The sequence below is a fragment of the Morganella morganii H1r genome, from assembly GCF_000633515.1.
Lineage (GTDB): Bacteria > Pseudomonadota > Gammaproteobacteria > Enterobacterales > Enterobacteriaceae > Morganella > Morganella morganii_B.
In genome coordinates, this window is sequence record NZ_AYMP01000017.1 from 24,984 (window position 1) to 45,574 (window position 20,591).

The 20,591-nt window shown below is 48.2% G+C and carries 23 protein-coding genes; 9 read left to right on the forward strand and 14 right to left on the reverse strand.

The window, feature by feature from the left end; genetic code table 11:
* Nucleotides 1-162: 162 nt before the first annotated feature.
* Complete coding sequence (locus U868_RS0110805) at nt 163-1,095, forward strand: nucleoside recognition domain-containing protein (protein WP_025153302.1); 933 nt, start codon at nt 163-165, stop codon at nt 1,093-1,095.
* Between the two features lie 45 nt (nt 1,096-1,140).
* Here U868_RS0110805 and U868_RS0110810 read toward each other — a convergent pair whose 3' ends face one another.
* The 9 genes from U868_RS0110810 to U868_RS0110850 all read right to left on the reverse strand — a co-directional run bounded on the left by U868_RS0110810 (nt 1,141) and on the right by U868_RS0110850 (nt 10,025).
* On the reverse strand, nt 1,141-1,482 hold the full coding sequence (locus U868_RS0110810) for a DUF1869 domain-containing protein (RefSeq protein WP_025153303.1): 342 nt from the start codon (nt 1,480-1,482) through the stop codon (nt 1,141-1,143).
* A gap of 7 nt (nt 1,483-1,489) precedes the next feature.
* A complete protein-coding gene (locus tag U868_RS0110815) occupies nt 1,490-1,822 on the reverse strand; it encodes a DUF1971 domain-containing protein (protein ID WP_025153304.1) in 333 nt (110 codons plus the stop codon).
* A 161-nt stretch (nt 1,823-1,983) separates the two neighbouring features.
* On the reverse strand, nt 1,984-2,517 hold the full coding sequence (sfmF, locus tag U868_RS0110820) for a fimbria assembly protein (protein WP_025153305.1): 534 nt from the start codon (nt 2,515-2,517) through the stop codon (nt 1,984-1,986).
* A gap of 11 nt (nt 2,518-2,528) precedes the next feature.
* On the reverse strand, nt 2,529-3,533 hold the full coding sequence (locus U868_RS0110825; protein ID WP_025153306.1) for a fimbrial protein: 1,005 nt from the start codon (nt 3,531-3,533) through the stop codon (nt 2,529-2,531).
* A gap of 7 nt (nt 3,534-3,540) precedes the next feature.
* Entirely contained in the window at nt 3,541-6,129 is a 2,589-nt protein-coding gene (gene fimD / locus U868_RS0110830) for an outer membrane usher protein FimD (protein ID WP_025153307.1), read from the reverse strand.
* 43 nt (nt 6,130-6,172) lie between these two features.
* Nucleotides 6,173-6,868, reverse strand: coding sequence for a fimbria/pilus periplasmic chaperone (locus U868_RS0110835; RefSeq protein WP_205275505.1), 696 nt, complete (start codon nt 6,866-6,868; stop codon nt 6,173-6,175).
* A gap of 206 nt (nt 6,869-7,074) precedes the next feature.
* Entirely contained in the window at nt 7,075-7,623 is a 549-nt protein-coding gene (fimA, locus tag U868_RS0110840) for a type 1 fimbrial major subunit FimA (RefSeq protein WP_025153309.1), read from the reverse strand.
* Between the two features lie 144 nt (nt 7,624-7,767).
* Nucleotides 7,768-8,004, reverse strand: coding sequence for a helix-turn-helix domain-containing protein (locus tag U868_RS23605; protein ID WP_051583046.1), 237 nt, complete (start codon nt 8,002-8,004; stop codon nt 7,768-7,770).
* A 1,106-nt stretch (nt 8,005-9,110) separates the two neighbouring features.
* Nucleotides 9,111-10,025, reverse strand: a complete 915-nt coding sequence (locus U868_RS0110850; RefSeq protein ID WP_025153311.1) for an effector binding domain-containing protein — start codon at nt 10,023-10,025, stop codon at nt 9,111-9,113.
* A gap of 346 nt (nt 10,026-10,371) precedes the next feature.
* Here U868_RS0110850 and U868_RS0110855 point away from each other — a divergent pair, with 346 nt between their 5' ends.
* Nucleotides 10,372-11,931: a methyl-accepting chemotaxis protein gene (locus tag U868_RS0110855; RefSeq protein WP_025153312.1), complete on the forward strand. Its 1,560-nt coding sequence runs from the start codon at nt 10,372-10,374 to the stop codon at nt 11,929-11,931.
* Between the two features lie 6 nt (nt 11,932-11,937).
* Here the strand turns inward: U868_RS0110855 and U868_RS0110860 are convergent, their stop codons facing one another.
* A complete protein-coding gene (locus U868_RS0110860) occupies nt 11,938-12,306 on the reverse strand; it encodes a MerR family transcriptional regulator (protein ID WP_025153313.1) in 369 nt (122 codons plus the stop codon).
* A 70-nt stretch (nt 12,307-12,376) separates the two neighbouring features.
* Between U868_RS0110860 and U868_RS0110865 the strand changes: the two genes are divergently transcribed.
* The 3 genes from U868_RS0110865 (at nt 12,377) to U868_RS0110875 (ending at nt 15,033) form a co-directional block, all read left to right on the forward strand.
* Nucleotides 12,377-13,165: an SDR family NAD(P)-dependent oxidoreductase gene (locus U868_RS0110865; RefSeq protein WP_025153314.1), complete on the forward strand. Its 789-nt coding sequence runs from the start codon at nt 12,377-12,379 to the stop codon at nt 13,163-13,165.
* An 86-nt stretch (nt 13,166-13,251) separates the two neighbouring features.
* Nucleotides 13,252-13,785 carry a GNAT family N-acetyltransferase gene (locus tag U868_RS0110870; protein WP_025153315.1) on the forward strand — a complete coding sequence of 178 codons (534 nt, stop codon included), beginning with the start codon at nt 13,252-13,254 and terminating at the stop codon, nt 13,783-13,785.
* A 237-nt stretch (nt 13,786-14,022) separates the two neighbouring features.
* A complete protein-coding gene (locus U868_RS0110875) occupies nt 14,023-15,033 on the forward strand; it encodes an ElaD/SseL family deubiquitinase (RefSeq protein ID WP_025153316.1) in 1,011 nt (336 codons plus the stop codon).
* 37 nt (nt 15,034-15,070) lie between these two features.
* Here U868_RS0110875 and U868_RS0110880 read toward each other — a convergent pair whose 3' ends face one another.
* Complete coding sequence (locus tag U868_RS0110880) at nt 15,071-15,973, reverse strand: LysR substrate-binding domain-containing protein (RefSeq protein WP_025153317.1); 903 nt, start codon at nt 15,971-15,973, stop codon at nt 15,071-15,073.
* A 98-nt stretch (nt 15,974-16,071) separates the two neighbouring features.
* Here U868_RS0110880 and U868_RS0110885 point away from each other — a divergent pair, with 98 nt between their 5' ends.
* Nucleotides 16,072-16,986 (forward strand): DMT family transporter, encoded by a 915-nt coding sequence (locus tag U868_RS0110885; RefSeq protein WP_025153318.1) that lies wholly within the window; start codon nt 16,072-16,074, stop codon nt 16,984-16,986.
* 18 nt (nt 16,987-17,004) lie between these two features.
* Here the strand turns inward: U868_RS0110885 and U868_RS0110890 are convergent, their stop codons facing one another.
* Nucleotides 17,005-17,541, reverse strand: a complete 537-nt coding sequence (locus U868_RS0110890) for a DMT family transporter (protein ID WP_025153319.1) — start codon at nt 17,539-17,541, stop codon at nt 17,005-17,007.
* A 94-nt stretch (nt 17,542-17,635) separates the two neighbouring features.
* On the opposite strand from U868_RS0110890, the gene U868_RS0110895 reads away from it, so the two are divergent.
* On the forward strand, nt 17,636-18,529 hold the full coding sequence (locus U868_RS0110895) for a LysR family transcriptional regulator (protein ID WP_025153320.1): 894 nt from the start codon (nt 17,636-17,638) through the stop codon (nt 18,527-18,529).
* A 3-nt stretch (nt 18,530-18,532) separates the two neighbouring features.
* Here the strand turns inward: U868_RS0110895 and U868_RS0110900 are convergent, their stop codons facing one another.
* Entirely contained in the window at nt 18,533-18,973 is a 441-nt protein-coding gene (locus U868_RS0110900; protein ID WP_025153321.1) for a hypothetical protein, read from the reverse strand.
* A gap of 244 nt (nt 18,974-19,217) precedes the next feature.
* Between U868_RS0110900 and U868_RS0110905 the strand changes: the two genes are divergently transcribed.
* Nucleotides 19,218-19,562, forward strand: a complete 345-nt coding sequence (locus U868_RS0110905) for a DMT family protein (RefSeq protein ID WP_025153322.1) — start codon at nt 19,218-19,220, stop codon at nt 19,560-19,562.
* A gap of 143 nt (nt 19,563-19,705) precedes the next feature.
* Nucleotides 19,706-20,137 (forward strand): carboxymuconolactone decarboxylase family protein, encoded by a 432-nt coding sequence (locus U868_RS0110910; protein ID WP_025153323.1) that lies wholly within the window; start codon nt 19,706-19,708, stop codon nt 20,135-20,137.
* Nucleotides 20,138-20,164: 27 nt separating this feature from the next.
* Here U868_RS0110910 and U868_RS0110915 read toward each other — a convergent pair whose 3' ends face one another.
* Nucleotides 20,165-20,590: a VOC family protein gene (locus U868_RS0110915; RefSeq protein WP_025153324.1), complete on the reverse strand. Its 426-nt coding sequence runs from the start codon at nt 20,588-20,590 to the stop codon at nt 20,165-20,167.
* Between the last annotated feature and the right edge of the window lies 1 nt (nt 20,591).

Here is a 20,591-nt window from a genome sequence, read left to right on the forward strand (position 1 = left end):
ATTGATCCCGCAAAATAACATCCGGTTGAATAAATTACCGGAAAATACAGGATTGGCTGTTGTTATCTGCTGTATTTGAGCCACTTCAAAAAATTGAATTACTTCTGAAATCTCAGGGTTATAATCCGGAAAACCGATTCAGTTACTTTCCGTATTTATTCCATGGATGTCATCAGTATTATCATTTCAGCGGGGAAATCCTCCGTTGATGTCGCGCTTTATACCTTATTACCGATTATGGTCGTGATGCTGATCATAATGAAATACCTCTCTGTCAGAGGCGTACTGGATGTGATCGTCCGCTGGCTGGCACCTTTACTCAAACCGTTCGGCTTAACCGGGATGAGTGCATTTGCGCTGATCCAGATAAACTTTGTCAGTTTTGCCGCACCGCTGGCGACACTCGCGATTATGGATAAGCGGGGGGTGTCTGACCGCCATATGGCTGCAACCCTGGCAATGTGCTTTGCCATGGGGCAGGGGAATGTGTTTTATCCGCTGATGCCGTTCGGGCTGCACTGGACAACCGCCATTATTGTTTCTGTTGCCGGAGGATTGTGTGCGGCGGCTTTTACCTGGTATGTCACCGGCCGCCGGTTATCGGCGACAGAGACCGTGAACTCAGAGCCGCTGCCGGATGCGGAGCAGAATAATCAGGGGATTTTGTCGGTTATCAACAGCGCGGGGGCGGATGCTATCCGCCTGGCACTCGGGGCTATCCCGATGCTGATCCTGTCATTATCCATTGTCGGATTAATGCAGGCCGCCGGGGTGATTGAATGGCTGCACCATATTCTGATGCCGGTACTGAATGTTATGCATATTCCGGATAGTTTTGTACTGCCCGCCCTGGTGAAATGCGTGGCCGGCGGGACGGCGTATTTCGGGGTGATTTCTGATCTGGTACAGCAGGGCGCGGTAACCGCCAATCAGATTAATGCATCTGCCGGGTTACTGATCCAGACATTTGATTTACCGGGGATCGGCATTTTTCTCGGTATCAGTTCGCGGTTTGTCCGTCTGTTCCGTTATGTGATCCCGGCAGCACTGGCCGGTATTCTCATCCGCACGGTTTTGCATATAGTATTATTTTAATCCGGAGGGGAAACCGGTTTTCCCCTCACGGTACAGACAGAACTGTTACCATCCGCAGATATTGGTTTCTTCATCCATATCATAGCCGCGGATAATATTAATCAGATCTTTGACGATTTGCGCCGCATTTTCCGCATCGGCTAATTCAGCGGCGGAACCGACGTCTTTATCCACTGACACACCATTATTCTTATTGGTCATGGTGACCATCAGTGCCGCATCATTAATTTTTTCTTTGCCGTCTAATTCGCTGACCAGCAAAGCGATTTCTTCTGCAGCAATCTCAGGAATATATAACTTTTTCGGATTCAGAAAGTGTTTCTCCGCTTTCTGGCCGTTACCTTCATTGATCAGCGTTAATAAAAAGCCTTTGTTTTCGTCGTTCATGATTGTGTTATTCCTCGGTCAGGATCTCTGGGGCGACATAAAAATCAACATTAAACACCGTATCGTCAGTAACAGCTTCTATCCGGTGCCAGGTTTCCGGCGGAAAAACACCGAACTGCCCGGCCTCTATTACCAGGGTATCAGTTGGTTCAGGGCTGGTTTCATCCGCATAGGAATAGTAGATAATGGTGCCCTGCATAACAGACAATTTAGGATAAACGCCCTGACGGGTGCCTTTATCCAGATGCCTTTGCCAGATAGATTCCGGTGCCGTTTCTTTGGTCCAGAGCGGCGTGCTCCGGATATGAATGTAGTTTGTCGGAATGATGATGCGTTCCATCTGTGTTCTCCTGAAGTCAAACAGATGATTAAGATTCAATCTTAAAATACTTTTCAAAATTTAAAAAGTATTTCAGATGCAACTTCAGGGGAAACAGCACGATTTACCCGCTGACAGCCGGAGGCTGTCAGCGGGGCTGGCGCAGGTAAGGAGAGGCGGGATTAGTCGTAAGTAATCATAAAGGTGGCATCCGCGTCAGCAATGCCGGGTGTCGGGCGGTTGCCGGTGGCGATATAGTTGGCATAAAACTGTGCCTGACCGTTGCCGTTAATATCCATGGCAATTTTCGGACTTTTGGTTTCCATCGGCAGCCGGTTTTTCTGACTGTCGAGGATCTCCACCGCCACAGAGCCCGCCGCACTTGCCCCTTCATTGATTGCCAGCAGTGAGCTGTCCTGTTTATCTTTCTTACCGCTGAAGACAAAGGTGACGGCAGAAGAAGGCGGGCAGTTCCGGACCTGAAAACTGAACGGCATGGCTTGTGTTTTATCACCGGCGGCGCGGAAATTCTTCAGAGCCCAGCGCCCCAGCTCAACTTTTTTATTTGCCTGGGAAACTTCGACCCCGCAGCTGTAAGCGACAATCTCACCGGACAACTCAATATTCACCCGGCCGAGTTCATAGGCGGCGGCTGACTGTATCAGCAGACCACCGCACAGCAGGGGGAGCAGAACTTGTTTAATGTGTTTCTTCATTGCCGTGCCTGTTATTCGTAGTCAACGCGTAAATAACCGCGGGATTGGAAAACACCTTCTTTCGGTTTATTACCGGTCACGCTGACAGGCCAGGCGGTAATGGCGGTCCGGGCAGAACCGGCACCGTCAAGCCGGAACGGAATCACACTGCCGATATTATTCGGCGTTAGTGCATTACCGTCTTTATCACCGACCATAAAACCGACGTCCGGGTTATCGGAGACAATCATATTGCCGTTTACTTTTTCCGCTTCGATACGCAGTGTCAGATACGCTTTCGCTTCCACGTTGGTACACTGAATCGCGATATTTTCGAGTTTTTTATTCACTGTGGCAGGTTTATTACCGGCACCGGCCTGGCTGAATAACTGCGAACCGATTTTACCGAAGTTAATCACCACAATATCATTAACGCCGACTTTGCATTGCTGCGGCACATTAATCACGCCGCTGTAGCTGATGGTATAGACCGGTACGCTCAGCGGATCTGAATTACCGGTGGTGACATACACCGTGAATAATGTTTTTTTCGGAATAACCACCTGGTCAACAAAACGCCGGGTCACTTTCAGCCGGAAAATAAAGTTACGATCCAGCACTTCAAACGGATTTCCCAGAGCCACGTTGGGGTGCATCCCCATTTGTACATATTCCTGCGGCGGATAGAATGTACCGGCATAGCTGTCAGTGATGCTCATGGCGCCGATAAGGTAATCATTGAGCTTCAGGTATTTATAGCGGCCTTCGGTTTCGACCACGGGAATATTGGCCACATAACTGCGCATTGTGGTGCTTTTGCTGCCGACACTTCTCGGACAAACCGCCATTACCCGTGCGCTGAACTCTTTGTTTAAGGTTTTTATCTCCCCGACCTGGTTATTGGCTGAGGTAAAGCTGTTTGTCAGGTCATAAAAAACCTCACTGGTTCCGCCCGCCGCATTACTGCATACCACAGCCAGCGCCGGAAGAGGTAAAAATGCCATTAATAACGGGATTGCATATCTCTTTTTCATCATTAACTCTCTATTTACATTCAAGCGCGGTCCGCAGTAACGGCCCTTTGATTTCCTGACGGGTAAAATCATAATCCGCAGTACACTGGTCACCCGGCTGATTCCCCCACTGCACCAGTAATTTCCCGGTCAGCGGCAGGCCGGTTAAATACACACGTCCGTCATCATCAGCGATGCTGCTGATCTGAGAGCCTGTTTCCTGCACCATACTGCCGAAGCGGATGGGTTTGCCGTTATGGGTCAGCGAGAGCAGTGCCCGGATCCCGATACTGGTATCAAATGTGGCACGGACAACCGCACCGCTGATCGGTACCACGTTCTGCACGTTATTTTTGATTTCCGTATTGTCATTAAATGAATCCGGATTCAGCGCAATACGGTTGTTCCGGTAAGCAGAGGCATAAGGAATGATGGCGTAACCGCGCCAGTCCGTTTTCACCCCGGTGTAGTTTTCCACAGCCACACCGGCAGCCCCCGGTGCTTTGACCAGCACGGTGGTATCATTAATTGACTGGCCGAATGTCAATCCGTTTTCATGCAGCAGCACGGCACCGGAAGCCCGGTAGTTGAGCTGATTCTGATCCGGGTCGTAGTTGTAACTGATCCCGAAATCGCCGTAGGTACCCTGATAATCCAGACCGGCCGAGCCGTTATAACCCTGCTGGCTGACATGCCCCTGCGAGACGGAATAGCTCAGGTTTCTGCCTTCCAGCAGCGTGCCGTTTACACCGGCGCGGTAAGCGTTCCGTCCGCCGGAGTTATTGGTGGCCGAGAAGGTGGCGTAAGCGTTATTAAAGGCATCATTACTGCGCGCGTTACGCGACGAGAATGAGGAGAACGGCACGGACACATTCACCGACAGCATGTTATCGCGCTCATTGAGTTCCAGCGCTTTGGTGGTGCTCAGGGACACGGAATAATTTATCCCGTTCCAGCTGTTGGAATACCCGGCCTGATACCACTCATCCTTACCGCTGCGGTTCCAGTAAGATTGCTGGTTACCGGATATATAGAGTGAGCCGTACTGATCAAATGACTGCGAAATATTGACCTGAAAACGCCCTTTTTTGTTATAGAGCAGGTTGTGATAATTAATAATGATCGGCTTGCCGGTATCACCATCCTCGCCGTCCGGCGCATATTCATACCCGGACATCTGTTTATACGCGACATCGTTTAAGGTATAGAAGCCCTTGGTGGAATAGCGGTAGCCCAATAACTGGAACGTGGTGCCGGTGGTGTTCAGGGATTTCGCGTACAGGAAACGGAATGACTGCCCGCTGTGGTTTGAGCCGTCCGCCAGTTCACTGTTTGCATGGGTGACATCAAAGGAGAAGGCACCAAAACGGCCGATATTCTGACCGACTCCGATCAGTACTGATTTATATTTGTCCGCCAGCTGGGTCCCGGTATAAACAGAAATATCCCGTGTCAGACCGGCGAGCAGTGTCGCCTGGACAAACTTCGGTTTATCCTGGTTGCTGTTACCGCTGCGGAACTCCCCGGCCATCACATCATATTTCACGCGGCCTTCACGCTGAAGCACCGGCAGTGTGGAGTAGGGCACAACATACTGCTGCTGAGTGCCGTCTTTTTCCTCAACGGTCACCTGTAAGTCACCACTGGAGGTTGCCGGGTTTAAGTCATTAATGACAAACGGGCCCGGCGGGACATACACCTGATAAATAACATAACCGTTCTGGCGGATAACCACCTTGGCATCGGTTTTTGCCATACCGCGCACGGTCGGGGCATAGCCCTGCTGGCTGTCCGGATACATATTATCGACAGAAAACAGCCGCACACCACGGAACCCGGCAGAGTCAAAGACACTGCCGTCCGAGTTTCCGTCACCGATAACCAGCTGGCTTTTCAGGGCAATGATCGGCCGCTGAACGTAGTTCATCAGGCTGCGCCACTGGCTGTTGCTGGCATTTTTACTTTTGTTGTAATTCCAGGAGCTGGACTGACGGAACTGCCATGCACCAAGGTTAAACCCCGAGTTCAGGTTCACGTAGTAGCTGCTGGTATTGTCCGAGTTATTATTCCCGGAGGCGAAATAGTTCATAAACAGCGCCGGAATACCGGATTCCCATCTGTCCGGCGGAATATAGCCGCGCGCCTGTCCGGAAAGACTGGCCTGCGGGAAGCTGAGCATCAGCCGCTGTTTCTGAAAATCAAAGTGGTATTCTGAGCCCGGAATTTTTTCGGTAAACGGAAAGCACTGCTTATCCTGTTCTGTTAATTCCTCCGGACGGGCGATATTTACCCCGAAACCCATAATGGTATCCGCACTGAAGCAGGGGAATAAATAAGGCTCACCCTCTTTATTTTTCAGTTCGGTAAACGTGATCTCAGAGGAGGAGACAAAATCATTATTAACGGACAATTCAACCAGGTAAGTACCGGGCGGCTGATAGCCGCCCGATTCAAAGCGGGATAAATCAGAGACATCCGCGTCAGACAGGTCATCGGTTAAAAACGCGGCGTTGAAGGAAGGCTTCGCACCGGCCGTTCCCGCAGGGAAAAAACACGTAACCGCCGCAAGCACAGCAAAATAAACCGGCGTATGTGTGAAAACCTTTTTGATGTTACTCATTTCACCCTGTTCCCTGCATGACAACAATAAAATAAAGAATGTCTTAATTAAGATTCACGTCGCGCTGCTTGCGCAGTCCGCCATAGTCATTAATGGTCTGATAAGTCAGTTTGCGACCGTTTTTACCGGCAATCTGATGGGCACTGAATGGTGCAACCATGACATTATCCAGCGGACGCCCGTCTAACATGATATTGACGAAGGTGGTGTAATACGGCGTCGGGTTATCAATCGTAATTGCGCCGTTTTTCTGTGTAATGGTGATTTTTTCCGCTGCATCTTCGGTCTGGATGGGTAAATTCACCGGTCTGACAAATAATTTGATCCGTGACAAAATAGCCAGCTGGAGTACGTTCTTTCCTTCCAGTGATTCTTTATCCACGGACGGAATCGCTTTTACGTTCAGCCAGAAAACAGATTCTCTGTCTTTCGGCAGATCCTGAGCCAGGTTAACAATCCGCAGAATATTTTCACTGGCAGGTTCCATCACAAATAATGGTGGCGTGATAACGAAATCTTTTTCTTTGCCATTTTCGTTATCAACCCATGAGTTGATCAAAAAACGTTCTTTCGGGCTGTGGTTAATCACAGAAAGGGACGTTTGTTTAGCATCCTGGGGATAAATAATCCGGGTTGCACCGAGTGCAATTCCTGAGTTCTGATTTGATGCTGAATAAGCAAATCCTGACATCAGAGTGAAAAACAATATCAATGCACTATTTTTTAAATAATTATAAATCACAGATGGACCTCTTAATATTCTCTGTCAGAAATAACGCATAGAGTATGGTATTTCATTATCCGGTGTGGTTTACGGCACAGCCGGTGATATATAAAACCCTCTCTGCTCCCTGTTACAGGCACAATCCATCGTCAGAATTAAGGAAATATAATTCTGTACAGAGAGAGTTTTTATTTACTTAATTAATTACGTTCAGTAATTGATTATTCGTATTTAACAACGAAAGTGGCATCAGCATTTGCCTGACCCGGTGTGGATACACCTTTGGCAACATAACGTGCAGAGAAGTCTAATACGTTAGTGCCTTCGTTCAGTGTTTTTGCTGCAGAGAACTTGCTGCCGTTTGGTGATAAAATGGCAGAGGTGCTGTCAGAAATCTGAATACCGACATTCTGAGCAGCAGGTGCGTTTGTACCTGAATTTACTGCTAATAATGTAGCATCACCATCCATGCTCTGACCGGCGAAAGCAACAGCCGCAGTGGCGGATACACTCGGGTCACAGTCAACCAGTTTGATTTTGAACGGAACCGGTGTCGTCATGTCGCCGGCCGCCGCTAATTTAGCTGTACGGTACTGACCTAATTCAACAGTCTGGTTGCTGCTTTCAGTGCTGACTGCACAGGCTGCGTTAACCAGTTCCCCGGTAAAATGAACGTTGCCGCCGTTTACAATAACCGGATCTGCAGCAGAAGCAGCAGCGGAGAATAATAAAGCGGATACAACAGATGCACCAATAATATTTAATTTCATAATACTGAATTCCTAAAAAATAAACGCCATCTTCAAATTTTACTATCTCAACAGAATAGTAAACCACTACATCTGAAGAGGTTAATCTTCAGATACAATTTGAGTGTTGTGTGTACCAGAAATGAAAAAAGTGAAATACTAAAATTAATACATATAATCCCGGCTGCTATCAAGATCACCAAACAGCTTGACAAAAGGCACTTCCAGAACCAGTGAAATAGTAAACAGCATATCAAGCGGAATATTGCATTCCCCGCGCTCATAGCGTGAAACCTGCTGCTGACTTAATTTTAATTTGTCACCTAATTCTGAACCGGATAATCCCTGTTCTTTTCTGTGTGCTCTGATCTGTTCTCCAACAACTTTATTTATATTCATCATGAGTCGTACTCAAAAATTACCGGGTTTCTTATGGGAATAATATGCAAGGTATTCTGAATAACTAATCAGATAATACAGACCCGATTTCCGTCATAATAAAATATGGCAGGAAAAGCGCAGTTGCATTTCGGGATTAAGTATTAGCGCTTACAGGTGCTAAGTAAAGTTAGTTATAACGATCAAAGGGCAATTATTGAAAGGTAAAAACTATCAATAACGATTCTTTGATCGTTGTAATCTTTTTTGGATGTTAACAATTTATGGGGTATTTAAAATTCGTGGTCTTTATTTTTTATCTATTCTGTAATGTCATGATAAATAAGTAAATATAAATTCTGTGTAAATGTTAATTATTTTGTAAATGCCGGTTACCTTTATTTATTCTCTGTTATGACTATTTATTTATAAAATATACGTTAATATATTGATTGTAAACAAATAAAAAATTTAATTAATATTTAATCAAAATTGCGGTTTGTTGATAAAATTTTTTAAATTAGCAACTAAAAAGAGTTAATATCTAAATAATACAATATAATCAGATAAATACACTATTTGTGTTTTTTGTAATTTTCCATAAATACATCACTAACTAAAATAATATATCGAAATGCCTAAAATTATGACTTTTTTCATATAGTCAAACATAAAATACACATAATAAAAACATATATTTCATAATGTAAAATTTAAAAAATCATTACACTTCATGGTGTTATATCTGTTTAAATGCAAAACACCTGAGATATTACAAATTATTACCACAATGTGCCTGTTCACAAGTTTAAAGCGTAAATGTAAAATAACACGTATCATGAGTAAATAAAGGTTCAATAATAGTTTATCTGATAAAAAAGACAGAATATGTTGCGTTATGCAGAAATATCATGCGAATCATGATGTTGGGTTGTACATTATAGCTGGGTTACAGCGTATTATCGGTATTTATCCGGAAGACTTTAGATTTTCCGGTAGGGCGCGATAAAAACAGAGGGACGAAATGTCACCATTTTTCATTCTGAAGGGGAAATAGCCGATGATACCGGGCTATACAGAAAGCAATGCTGCCGGTATCGGTATTCATCAGAACTGTCCGTAATGCGTTGTTACAGCATGACCGGGATGTAGTAATTAATCACTTCCACATACTGTAAGCCGTTGGCAATAAACTCATCATGCCGCTCTGCGGGCAGCAGTTTGTAGTGCTCAATATCCGGGCCCCGTCTGCGCAGCAGGTTCATTTCTGCCAGTGTGCCGGAATAAGCGGCATGAATAATCGTGTTGTAATCGCCGGGAAGATCCTTCAGCGTGGCCGGATCAATGGTAATTCTGAGATAATCCCCGCCGGGTAAGGTCACCGGAGAAAGTGATGCACGGCGGATACTGTCTGCTGACAATACCGACGGCATGACCGCCGTGGTATAGGCATAACTGATATTATCTGCGGTTGATTCATACGGGGCATGCATGGCATACAAATCCGCCGGAATAATATCCACTTCCTTAAAAAATGTTTCCCAGAATTCACGCCGGAATTTCCGGTTTTCTGTCTGCCAGTCTGACAGGTTTTTCCGGTGATAATGATGAGAGCCTGTTAACTGTATTTCCGGTAATCTGGTCAGCTCCGGCTGAAACGGAACAGGGCTCTTTGCCTGCAGCGGAAAACAAAAGCCGTTGCTGTCCCAGCCCGCTTTCTTGCGGTAAGCTGATGGGGTGGTATTAAACTGTGATTTAAAGGCGCGGCAGAAGGTTTGCTGTGAATCAAAGCGGTATTTTACCGAAATATCGAGAATACTGCTGCTGGTGATCCGCAATGCTCTGGCTGCACAGGATAAACGCCGGGCGCGGATATATTTTCCGATCACCACACCGGTATGCTCTTTAAATAAACGCTGTAAATGCCATTTGGAATATCCCGCCCGTGCGGCAATGATATCCAGCGATAAATCGGATTCCAGATTTTGCTCAATCCACAAAACCAGACTCTGAATAATACTTCCGCGAAGTCCGTCTATGTTCATTTTTTTATTACCGGCAGAGAGTGATATCGCTCAGTCAGTTATCGGGCGATAAAAAAAGTTAACCCTATAATATTAAATGAATTTATCTTTTATATCCGCAAGGAGTGTAAATATCTGTATGCCGCACGCCCGCCTTTGTATTTTTTTATCAGGAATTGTCTTTTTTTATGTGATTTTGTGACTGCTGGCCGGAGAATGATCTTGACCCGGCGAAAAGCGGGCAGCTATTAACCTGAAAAACAACAAAATTTTAAAAAATAACAAAAAATTATAACTTTTGAATTTTCTGCCGATAACAGTATCCGTATGGCGCCAGATTATTTTGTCACCCCTTAAAGGAAACTGTATGCAGTTACTTCGAAACTTATCCATCCGGTTCGTCATGCTGTCGATACTCGGTATTTTGTGTCTGACACTCGGATGTGTCAGTTTTTACAGTGACTGGTCTCTGTCGAGAGTGTCTGACGGCAATGCGACCGATCGTCAGCTCGTCCGGCAGCTGACCGTACTGAATCAGGGGAATGACCAGTATTTTCGCTTTATTTCCAGGCTGAACCGTGAAATGCAGAAAAAAGCGGAAGGGGAAATACCGGATTTAAAACCGTCTGCGGAAGCAATGAAAAATATGGGGCTGCACCTGGCGGAGATGAAACGGATTTCTCCGGGGCCGATGGATGTGCAGATGTCAGAAAGGGTCATTGCCCGCTGGCAGGTGCTCTATGATGAGGGAGTTAAAATCCAGATGCAGCTGGCGGAGCAGGGGGATCAGGCGGGTTACCGCAAACAGTCCCATGATGTCACCCCGCAGCTGAGCAAAGAATTCGGTACTGTCAGTGTTGAGTTCACGCAGGTGGCTGAGGCGCGGATCGAACAGACCCGTACCCTGGTGGACGGCCTGATGACCACCACACGGATTGTGATTATCAGCGGCACACTGTTTGGTCTGCTGATCCTGATTTTCGCTGACCGTTATCTGGTGAAGATGATGCAGCGCCCGCTGAACAATATCCGTCAGCATTTCCGCCGTATTGCCGGAGGTGATCTCAGCCGGCCGGTGGAAAGTGACGCCGCCGGACGCAACTGTGTCGGTAAATTATTCCCGCTGCTCAGCGAAATGCAGGACAGTCTGCGGGACGCTGTGAGTTCTATCCGCGAAGGCAGTGATACCCTGCGTGACAGTGCGTCTGAGATTGCGCGCGGTAATACCGATCTCTCCTCCCGTACCGAACAGCAGGCAGCGGCGCTGGAAGAAACGGCAGCGAGTATGGAAGAGATCACCGCGACAGTGAAACTGAATGCGGATCACGCGCATCATGCCAGCGCACTGGCGGAAGTCACGTCTTCAACGGCGCATCAGGGCCATGAAATGATCGCCGCTGTTATCCGCACAATGGACGAAATTTCTGAGAGTTCACGGAAAATTGCTGAAATCACCAATGTGATAAACAGTATTGCTTTCCAGACTAACATTCTGGCGCTGAATGCCTCGATTGAAGCAGCACGGGCCGGTGTCCACGGACGTGGTTTTATGGTGGTGGCCGGTGAGGTGCGGACACTGGCCAGTAATAGTGCGGATGCCGCCAAAGAGATTGAACGGCTGATAGCGAATGCGGTATCCCGCGTCGATCAGGGTATTACGCTGGTGGCCGGCGGCGGGGAGACCATGGAGGAAATTGTCCGCGCCTCCGGTGAAGTGACTGCGATCATGAAAGAAATTGCCATTGCGTCAGAGGAGCAGACCAAGGGGATCCTGCAGATCGGCACCGCAATCACCCAGATGGACACGGTGACCCAGCAGAATGCCTCGCTGGTCAGCAGCGTTTCTGAAACCGCCGCCGGTCTGGAATTACAGACGCAGGCGCTGCAAAACTCCGTACAGAAATTCCGCCTCCGTACCGCAGACTGACACGGTTCAGATTGCTGCCGTGGTCAGTAAATCACGGTAGTAATCTATCTTTCTTTCCAGGTGCTGAAAATGATCATTCAGCACCGCTATCTGCAGCTGTAATGCCCCGCTGTGTGCCAGCAGTAAATCCATACGCGCCTGTGCCGTCTCCTCTCCCTGAGCCCGTAAATCCGCATAATGTTTTATCGATTTCAGCGGCATGCCGGTTTCTTTCAGTCGTGTGATAAAAGTTACCCATTCCGCATCACGGGCGGAGTAACAGCGGTGATTATTTGCCCGGCGCAGCGGGATCAGAATGCCTTCTTTTTCATAAAACCGCAGGGTGTGGATGCTGAAACCGGTTAAGGCAGAAAACGCACTGATGGAATAATGCATACAGAAACCTCTTGACCTCGAGTGAACTCTATCTTTTACGCTCAGCGGACTAATGTCAAAGGAGGTTTGTATGAACAATCAGAATTATGTGGTGATCACCGGTGCCAGCGCCGGTATCGGGCGGGCAATAGCGGCCGCTTTTGCCCGCAGGGGAAATAATGTGGTGCTGGTGGCGCGGCGTGAGGATGCGCTGCTGACACTTAAGGCGGAGCTGATGCAGCAGAACCCGGACATCACGGCAGAAATCCGCGTGTGTGATTTGTCTGTGCCCGGTAATGCGGCGGCGCTGTATCACTCGTTGTCGGCACTGAATATTATTGTGTGGATTAATAATGCCGGTTTCGGCTATTACGGCACGGTGGCAGAGCAACCGGTGGCGGAAGCTGAGAAGATGCTGGCCCTCAATGTGAATGCCCTGATGGTGTTGTCGGCGCTGTATGTGCAGGATTATCAGCATACGGACGGTGCGCAGCTGATCAATATCAGTTCGGCGGGCGGATATACGATTGTCCCCTCAGCGGTAACCTATTGCGCCACGAAGTTTTTTGTCAGTGCTTATACCGAAGGGCTGGCACGTGAGCTTATCCGCAGCGGTGCAAAACTGCGGGCAAAAGTGCTGGCACCGGCAGCCACACAGACAGAATTTGGTCAGGTGGCAAATAATACGGATTCTTATGATTATGACCGTGCATTCGGGCGTTATCATACCAGTGATGAAATGGCGGCGTTTGCGCTTGAACTGTATGATGCGGACAGCATCACCGGCATGATTGATCGTGATGATTTCTGCTTTCAGCTGGCGGATACCCGGTTCCCGCATGCGGAAAACAGCCGGTCAAATCAGAACGTCTCTTCATAGGGCCCCGGGTGTACCGGGTGATTGCCGTCACCCGGTATTACTGATAGTGTGAGACAACTCTCACTTTTCAGGTTGGATACCTTTTTATGCTGCAATTACTTCCGGTTACTTCACCGGCTGATCCGGTGCTCGATGATATTCGTCCGTTGTATGAATCCGCTTTTCCGCTGCATGAACAGCGCACGCGGGCAGGGCGGGATAAACTGTTTGCACAGCCCGGCTATTATCTGTATCAGATAAGGGATAATGATCGCTTTGCCGGATTTACCGGCTGCTGGCAGATTGGCTCCCTGGTTTATATTGAGCACATTGCTATTGTGCCGCAGATGCGCGGCAGTGGTGTCGGTCAGCGGGCGTTGTCACTTTTTTGTCAGGAAAAACAGCGGGTTGTTCTGGAAATTGATCCGCTGACGGATGACGTGGCGCAACGCCGTCTGCGTTTTTATCAGCACTGCGGTTTTGCTGTTAATGACTATATTCACCACCACCCGGCTTACCGCCCGGAGTTTCCGCCGCATGAGCTGGTGATCCTGAGTTATCCGCAGGTCATTAATCCGGAAGAATATCAGCAATTTAAGCACTTTCTTATCCATCACATTATGCCGGGAAATCTGTTGTAGCACCCGCCTCAGCGCATATGATGATGACCGCTTTTCCGGCAGTCTGCCTGCCGGTTTCCGTACCGTACCCCGCTGCCATCCACCAACAGTGAGGCGATTGTCAGTAAAGCATTGTTCAGATGGCTGTCAAATCAATCTTCCGGAGTACAAAAAATGAAATACATTTATTACCGTATTGATTATAGGGAGAGAAAAGGCAAAAAATACTGAGTGTAAATTTTCTTATAAGGGTAAAAAATGATTACAGAGACTTACTCTCATTATCAGCTTAACGCAGAGCAATTTAATAATTTGTTTACTGACAATGTGGATATTAACACGCTTGATGTAATGGGTAAATCAGCAGCAGATGGCAACTTTGCTTGTATTGATATATCGAGTAACCTTGCTTTGCGTCATGATGATGCAGGAAAACGGGCTGAGAGTATCCTTTTTGATTTATTCAGCGGGAAAATCAAGGGTAAGACAGGAATAGACGAAGAAATTCAACAGGCCAGTTTAAAATTATACGACGTGGCGGTTGATGCGAAAGGTAAAAACAATGAAGATATGAATAAATTTTATTCACCATCCAAACTGCTTTATATAGCGGGTTCCGCTATGGAAAATATAACACAACAACAAGAGATATCCGCTATTTTCAGAGAAGGGAATATATCCCAGTCATCCCATGAGCAGCTTGATAATGTTGATTTGTGGAATAAGGGCCGCATGCTGACGACAGATGAGATAAACACAGCCATGAAAGGATTAGATTCAAATTTTCCTGTAGGTCTTATTGAACCTGTAAATAAATCAAATATGTTATCTGAACAAATTGCCGACAAAATACAGTGCGATCACGGCCTTGATAAGATGGAGATTTTCCCGGTAAATACGGGAGGACACTGGATATTGTTTGTTTTATATAATAATGAAACTGATAATAATCAAAAATGCGTTATCTTTAATTCTTTATGTGAGTTAAAGGATGAGACAAAAAATCATCTTATCGATTCGGCAAAAATAGCAGGGGTAATCGAAAATAATATCGAATTTATTAATGGCGATATGCAGGGAAATATGCCAAACGGATGCGGGATATTTGTCGTTAAGGCAGCTGAATTACTCTCAACGACCCCGGAGAGAAAACCGGGGAATATTATTAATGATTTTGTTGACGATTTTTCAACATTATCAGCAGAAGATCAAGGCTTATTTAACATACAGAATCGTCGTCAAATGGATGAACGGGTTTATTGCAAATAATAAATCAGCTTGTCTATTTTAATCATCACAAGATTCATTATGTATTCTCCGCAGTGTGAGCAAATGCGTGACAAAACCAGTTACTGACGGCACTGATCATCGCCTGATCGGCACTGTGGCGGTTATGCAGCAGATAAAATCCCTTGCCGGAATGCAGCGTCAGTGCCGGAAACAAAGGAATAAGCGTCTGCTGTGCCAGTTCATGCTCCAGCAGGAAATCATTGGCAATCAGTATCCCCTGCTGATGCACCGCCGCATCAATTGCCAGTAAAAACTGATCGAAATGCAGCCCGGCGGTAAACGGCGTGCCGCCGGACGGTATTCCGGCATAGTGTTCCAGCCAGCTATCCCAGTAAGGATAGAGTGTGGTGTGCAGCAGTACCACATTTTTCAGATCTGCGGGGCTGTGAAGTGACAGCCGCGCGGCATAAGCGGGATGGCAAAACAGACGGCAGGGCGCGTCAGACAACAGCACCCGCGCCGGTTGCGTGCGGGACAAATCGGTATAGCGGACAGCCAGGTCGACATTATCCTTTTCCAGCGAAACCAGGGCAGCCGTGGCGTTCAGATGCAGATCCAGCCCCGGAAAAGTACGGACAAAGTCACTCATCCGGGGGGAGAACCATTTGGAGGCCAGCCCGGGCGGCATGGACAGGGTCAGGGTATGATGCGCCGCATAGCGGATTGTCTCACCGGCGGCGCGGATCTGTTCCAGCGCAGGCTGAATTAAGCGATAGTATTTCTGCCCTGTCTCTGTCACCGTCAGCTTGCGGATCTCACGCAGAAACAGCATCACGCCCAGTTCTTCCTCCAGCTTTTTTATCTGCTGGCTGACCGCGCCCGGCGTGACATGCAGGAATTCTGCCGCTTTGATAAAGCTGCCGAGCCGGACACCGGCTTCAAAGGCCAGCAACGCTTTCATCGGCGGATAACGGTTCATGAAATAGTTTTTCTCTTTCATAAGGTAATTTAAATCGGTTGTAGCACAGCCCCGGATTCAGAACAATAGCCCCATCAGAAAAAAGGGGTAGCAATAGTATGAACAGTAAAACGGCAGCAGCCTTCGCGTTCCTCGGGATTATCTGGGGCACCAATTTTATTTTTATGCGTCAGGCGAGCGAGTGGATCTCGCCGGTACAGATTGTCTTTTTACGGGTGCTATGCGGTTTTGTGCCGATCGCGGTGATGGCGTGGATGCAGAAAGCGGTGCGCCGTGAGCACCTGAAATACACCGGACATTTCCTGGTGATGGCGTTGCTGGCCACGGTGATTTATTACTGGGCGTTTGCTTCCGGCACCTCATTACTGCTCTCCGGGGTCTCCGGCGTACTCAGCGGGGCAATTCCGCTGTTCTCGTTTATTGTCGCGGCGATTTTTCTGCGGCAGGAAAAAATCACGGTAATGCGTCTGTGCGGGCTGATGCTCGGCTTTGCCGGCGTGATTCTGATCGCCAAGCCGTGGCAGGTCAGCGGGGAGAGTATCAGTCTCGCCGGGGTGGGCTATATGATCCTGGGATCACTGAGTGTGGGGATTTCCTTTGTGTATGCGAAAAAATTCCTCGCGGATAAACAGATTGCCCCGCTGGCACTGACCACCTATCAGATTGGCCTTGCTTTGGTGCTCCTTGCCTGCATCACACCGTTTACCGGCATTACCGCGATTGCACAGGACAGCACCACCAGCCTCGGGCTGATTATCGGGCTGGGATTGCTCGGTACCGGGGTGGCGTATCTGACCTATTACTATCTGATCCTGAATCTGGGGGCGGTGGTGGCCTCATCCGTGACCTACATCCCGCCGGTGGTGGCACTGATTGTCGGGTTTCTGGCCGCCAATGAGCAGCTCGGCGTGACAGAGATTCTGTCGATGGTGCTGATTATGAGTGGTGTCTTCTTATTACAGCGTTCTTCGCGCCGCCCGGAAGCGGAGAAGGAAGCTGAAGTTGTGCAGTAATATTCCGGGAAACCAAACCTATCTTTTTATTGTCTGTCCGGCTTGAGTTGCATTTCCTGCCCCGCTGTCAGTATCGCGGGGATTTTTTTCACCCGCAAACTGCATCACCAGCACACCCGCCACCACCAGGCCGATACCGGCGAGTTTGGCTATCTGAACCGGCTGTTTCGGCATTCCGAACAGCCCGAAATGCTCAATCAGCGCGGAAATCACCAGCTGACCGGCAATCACCATCACGAAAAAGGTTATCCCGCCGATTTTCGGCACCAGGATCAGGGCGGAGGTCAGATACAGCATGCCGGCTATCCCGCCGATCCAGATCCAGAACGGCTGATGCAGTAAATCCGCACTCAGTACCGGCTTTGGCACTTTAAAAATAAATAATAACGGTGCTAAAACAATAATGCTGATTAATAATGATACAAGACTGGCCCATAACGGATGACCCAGATGGCGTGCTAACACTGCATTGCTGACCGCCTGTACCGGTACAATGGCACCGGCAAAAAAAGCACAAACAATCAAAGCAATAGCAGATAATGATAAGGTTGACATAGTGGCCTCCCCGGTTAACGTTTTATTAACATCAATCATAGGTGATCCCCGGCAGAACCGGAAATGATCAATTTTATAGGGCACTATTCGTATCATGAATAATATAAAGAAATTAGATTTAAATCAGCTGGTTACCCTGCATGCACTGCTGCGTGAACGCCATGTCAGCCGGGCGGCGGTGTCTCTGCACCGCAGTCAGCCTGCTGTCAGCCACACACTGAACCAGCTGCGGGATTTATTTCAGGATCCGCTGCTTATCCGCAGACAAGGCCGTTATCATCTGTCCGGTAAGGCGGAAGCACTGTATGCGCCGCTGACTCAGGCACTAAGCCAGCTTGATGACCTGATCGCACAGCAGGATTTCCGGCCGGAAAATTGTACACGGCGGTTTAACATCGCTATGTCTGATTACGGGGCGGCGATTTTCAGCGGAAAATTAATCCGTTATCTGCGGACTGCCGCGCCGCAGGTTGATTTGCAAATCTGGCAGGGCAGCCGCGAGGAGATGCAGGGAAAATTGCAGGAAGGCAGTCTCGACCTGGCATTCGGGGTATTTACGGCCACGGATTACACTCTCCGCACAAAAACGGTCTTTACGGACACCATGGTCAGTGTTGCCGACAAACAATACTGCACCAACGGCACGATGCCGATGGCGGACTGGCTCTCGCATCCGCATATTCTGGCGAGCATGAAGCCGTATGAAGCCAATGAAATTGACCGGCAGTTACAGCTGCTTAATTACCGGCGGCGCATTGCAGTTTCTGTCCCTTACTGGCAGATCGCCTCGCAGCTGCCGGAAGGCACGGATCTGATCCTGACGGTGGCGCAGCGGGCACTGCCGGAAATACTCAGCCCCTCACTGCAGGTGTTTGCGCCGCCGCTGACTATTGCTCCGCTCAGTTTTCAGATGTTATGGCACCAGCGCAGTGAAGGGGACGCGGCACTCGGCTGGCTGCGGGAGATAGTGATGCTGGTGTGTGACTGATACTCAGCGTGTCGTCCGGCGGCAGTTTTGCAGTTCCAGCAGAAACGAGCCGTTATTACCGCTGATGCGTTTATTTAAGCCGAAAACAAAGCGCCGCTGTGACGGTGTGAAATAAGCGAGCCCGCTGAAGGTGCCGGCATAAATCAGGGTATCTTCGCCGATCTCCTGTAAATCCTGCTTTGACATGGTGGCAAACTGTTTTATCGGCGTCAGTACCGGGGAGTGATACGGGGACGGTTGTGTATCCAGCACGGTAAAGCGGTCATTATGAAACAGAACGACGGATTCACGCTGTTTATCCGGAAAATAAAAATCGCGCATTGCGCCCTGTTTTCGCTGATAACTGGCGGATGAAATCTCACATTTGTAATAGCCGTTCAGTGATCCTCCGGCGGCATAACCGGATAAACAGACTGATAATAATAAGAAAGTTAATAGACGCATAAACACGATAATTGTTTTCACAAATATTAAGTGTAATGGGATGCGGTTATCCGCACAATCAGTTCAGTACAATTTTCCGGAAATCAGCGGAAAGAATAAAGGGCTGAATACGTGTAAAATACAAATTTTATAAGTAAAGGGCGGGAAAGTCAGTTTCTGAAACTATCATCCTGATGATATATCCGTTTATCAGAGATCGGCGTAACATAGCGGCTGATATCATTTTTTACTGACGGATCTCCCTATGCTGGCGAAGTTTCTCCCGGTTTTTCTGCTTGTTCTCTCAAATATTTTTATGATGTTTGCCTGGTACGGACACCTGAAGTTTGCCGGTAAACCTCTTATTGCGGTGATTTTCTTCAGCTGGCTGATTGCTCTGGCGGAATATTGTCTGGCAGTACCGGCTAACCGGATCGGACACCGGTATTACAGCGCCGCTGAGCTGAAAACCATGCAGGAAGTGATCACCCTGTGTGTCTTTATGGTGTTTTCTGTCGCCTATTTGGGTGAAAGCATCACGCTGAACCACCTTATCGGTTTCGGATTTATTGCCGCCGGCGCTTTCTTTATTTTTAAAGGGCCGTTTTAACCGCCACCACACAATGACGATAACGATACTGTAAATTTATCCATAATATAGCGGGATGACTGGTTATATCACCAGGTGTTATCACCGGGTGTGGTGCCCGGTCTCCCGGATACTTTTTTCATTCTGATCAAGGCAGGTTTATTATGTCATCACTACGGTTATCTTATCCGAAACTCAGTCCGGCAGCGTATGCGGGGCTGATTGCCTGTAAAAATGCACTGGAAACCAGCGCGTTATCTCCTGAACTGGTTGAGCTGGTGTATCTGCGGGTATCCCAGATTAACGGTTGTGCGTTTTGTCTGGAAATGCACACGGCGGCACTGCGTAAGCGGGGCATGGTTCAGGAGAAACTTGATGCACTCGCGGGCTGGCGTGTGAGTGAGCGTTTCAGTGATCGCGAGCGGGCGGCGCTGGAATGGACGGAAGCTGTCACACAGTTATCAGCTCAGAATACTGATGATGCAACCTGGCTGCGTGTGAAGGCTCATTTTTCTGATGCGGAAATGAGTGATCTGACAATTGCGGCCGGGTTGATGAATGCCTTTAACCGGATTGCTGTCAGTCTGCGTCAGTAGCGGATAACAGCAACCCGGCACCGGCGGTTATTCGCCGGTGTTATCCGGAAATATCATCTCTTCATACGGTGCTTCGCGGCAGGCATCCAGACGCTGCTGTATTCCGCCGGAATGCACCTCAAGCTGATGTCCGTCGGGGTCGAGAAAATAGACCGAATTCCCTTCACTGCGGTTGCGTTTCCAGAGCGTTATCTGATGAGCGGCGAGAAGCGAGCGGAAGGCCGGGAACTGTTCGGGAGGAAGGGTAAAAGCGTAATGGGTATAACCCTGATGAACAGGGCGGTGAATGATTTCAGGGTCTGCGGATAAACAGATCCACAGTTCCCCGCAGGTCAGGTAAGCCCCGTATTTCCAGCGGGCATGCAGTGTCATTTCCAGAATGTCCCGGTAAAAATGCAGGCTGCGATCCACATCGGCGACCGCCAGGGTCAGATGATTCATTCCTGTTAACATA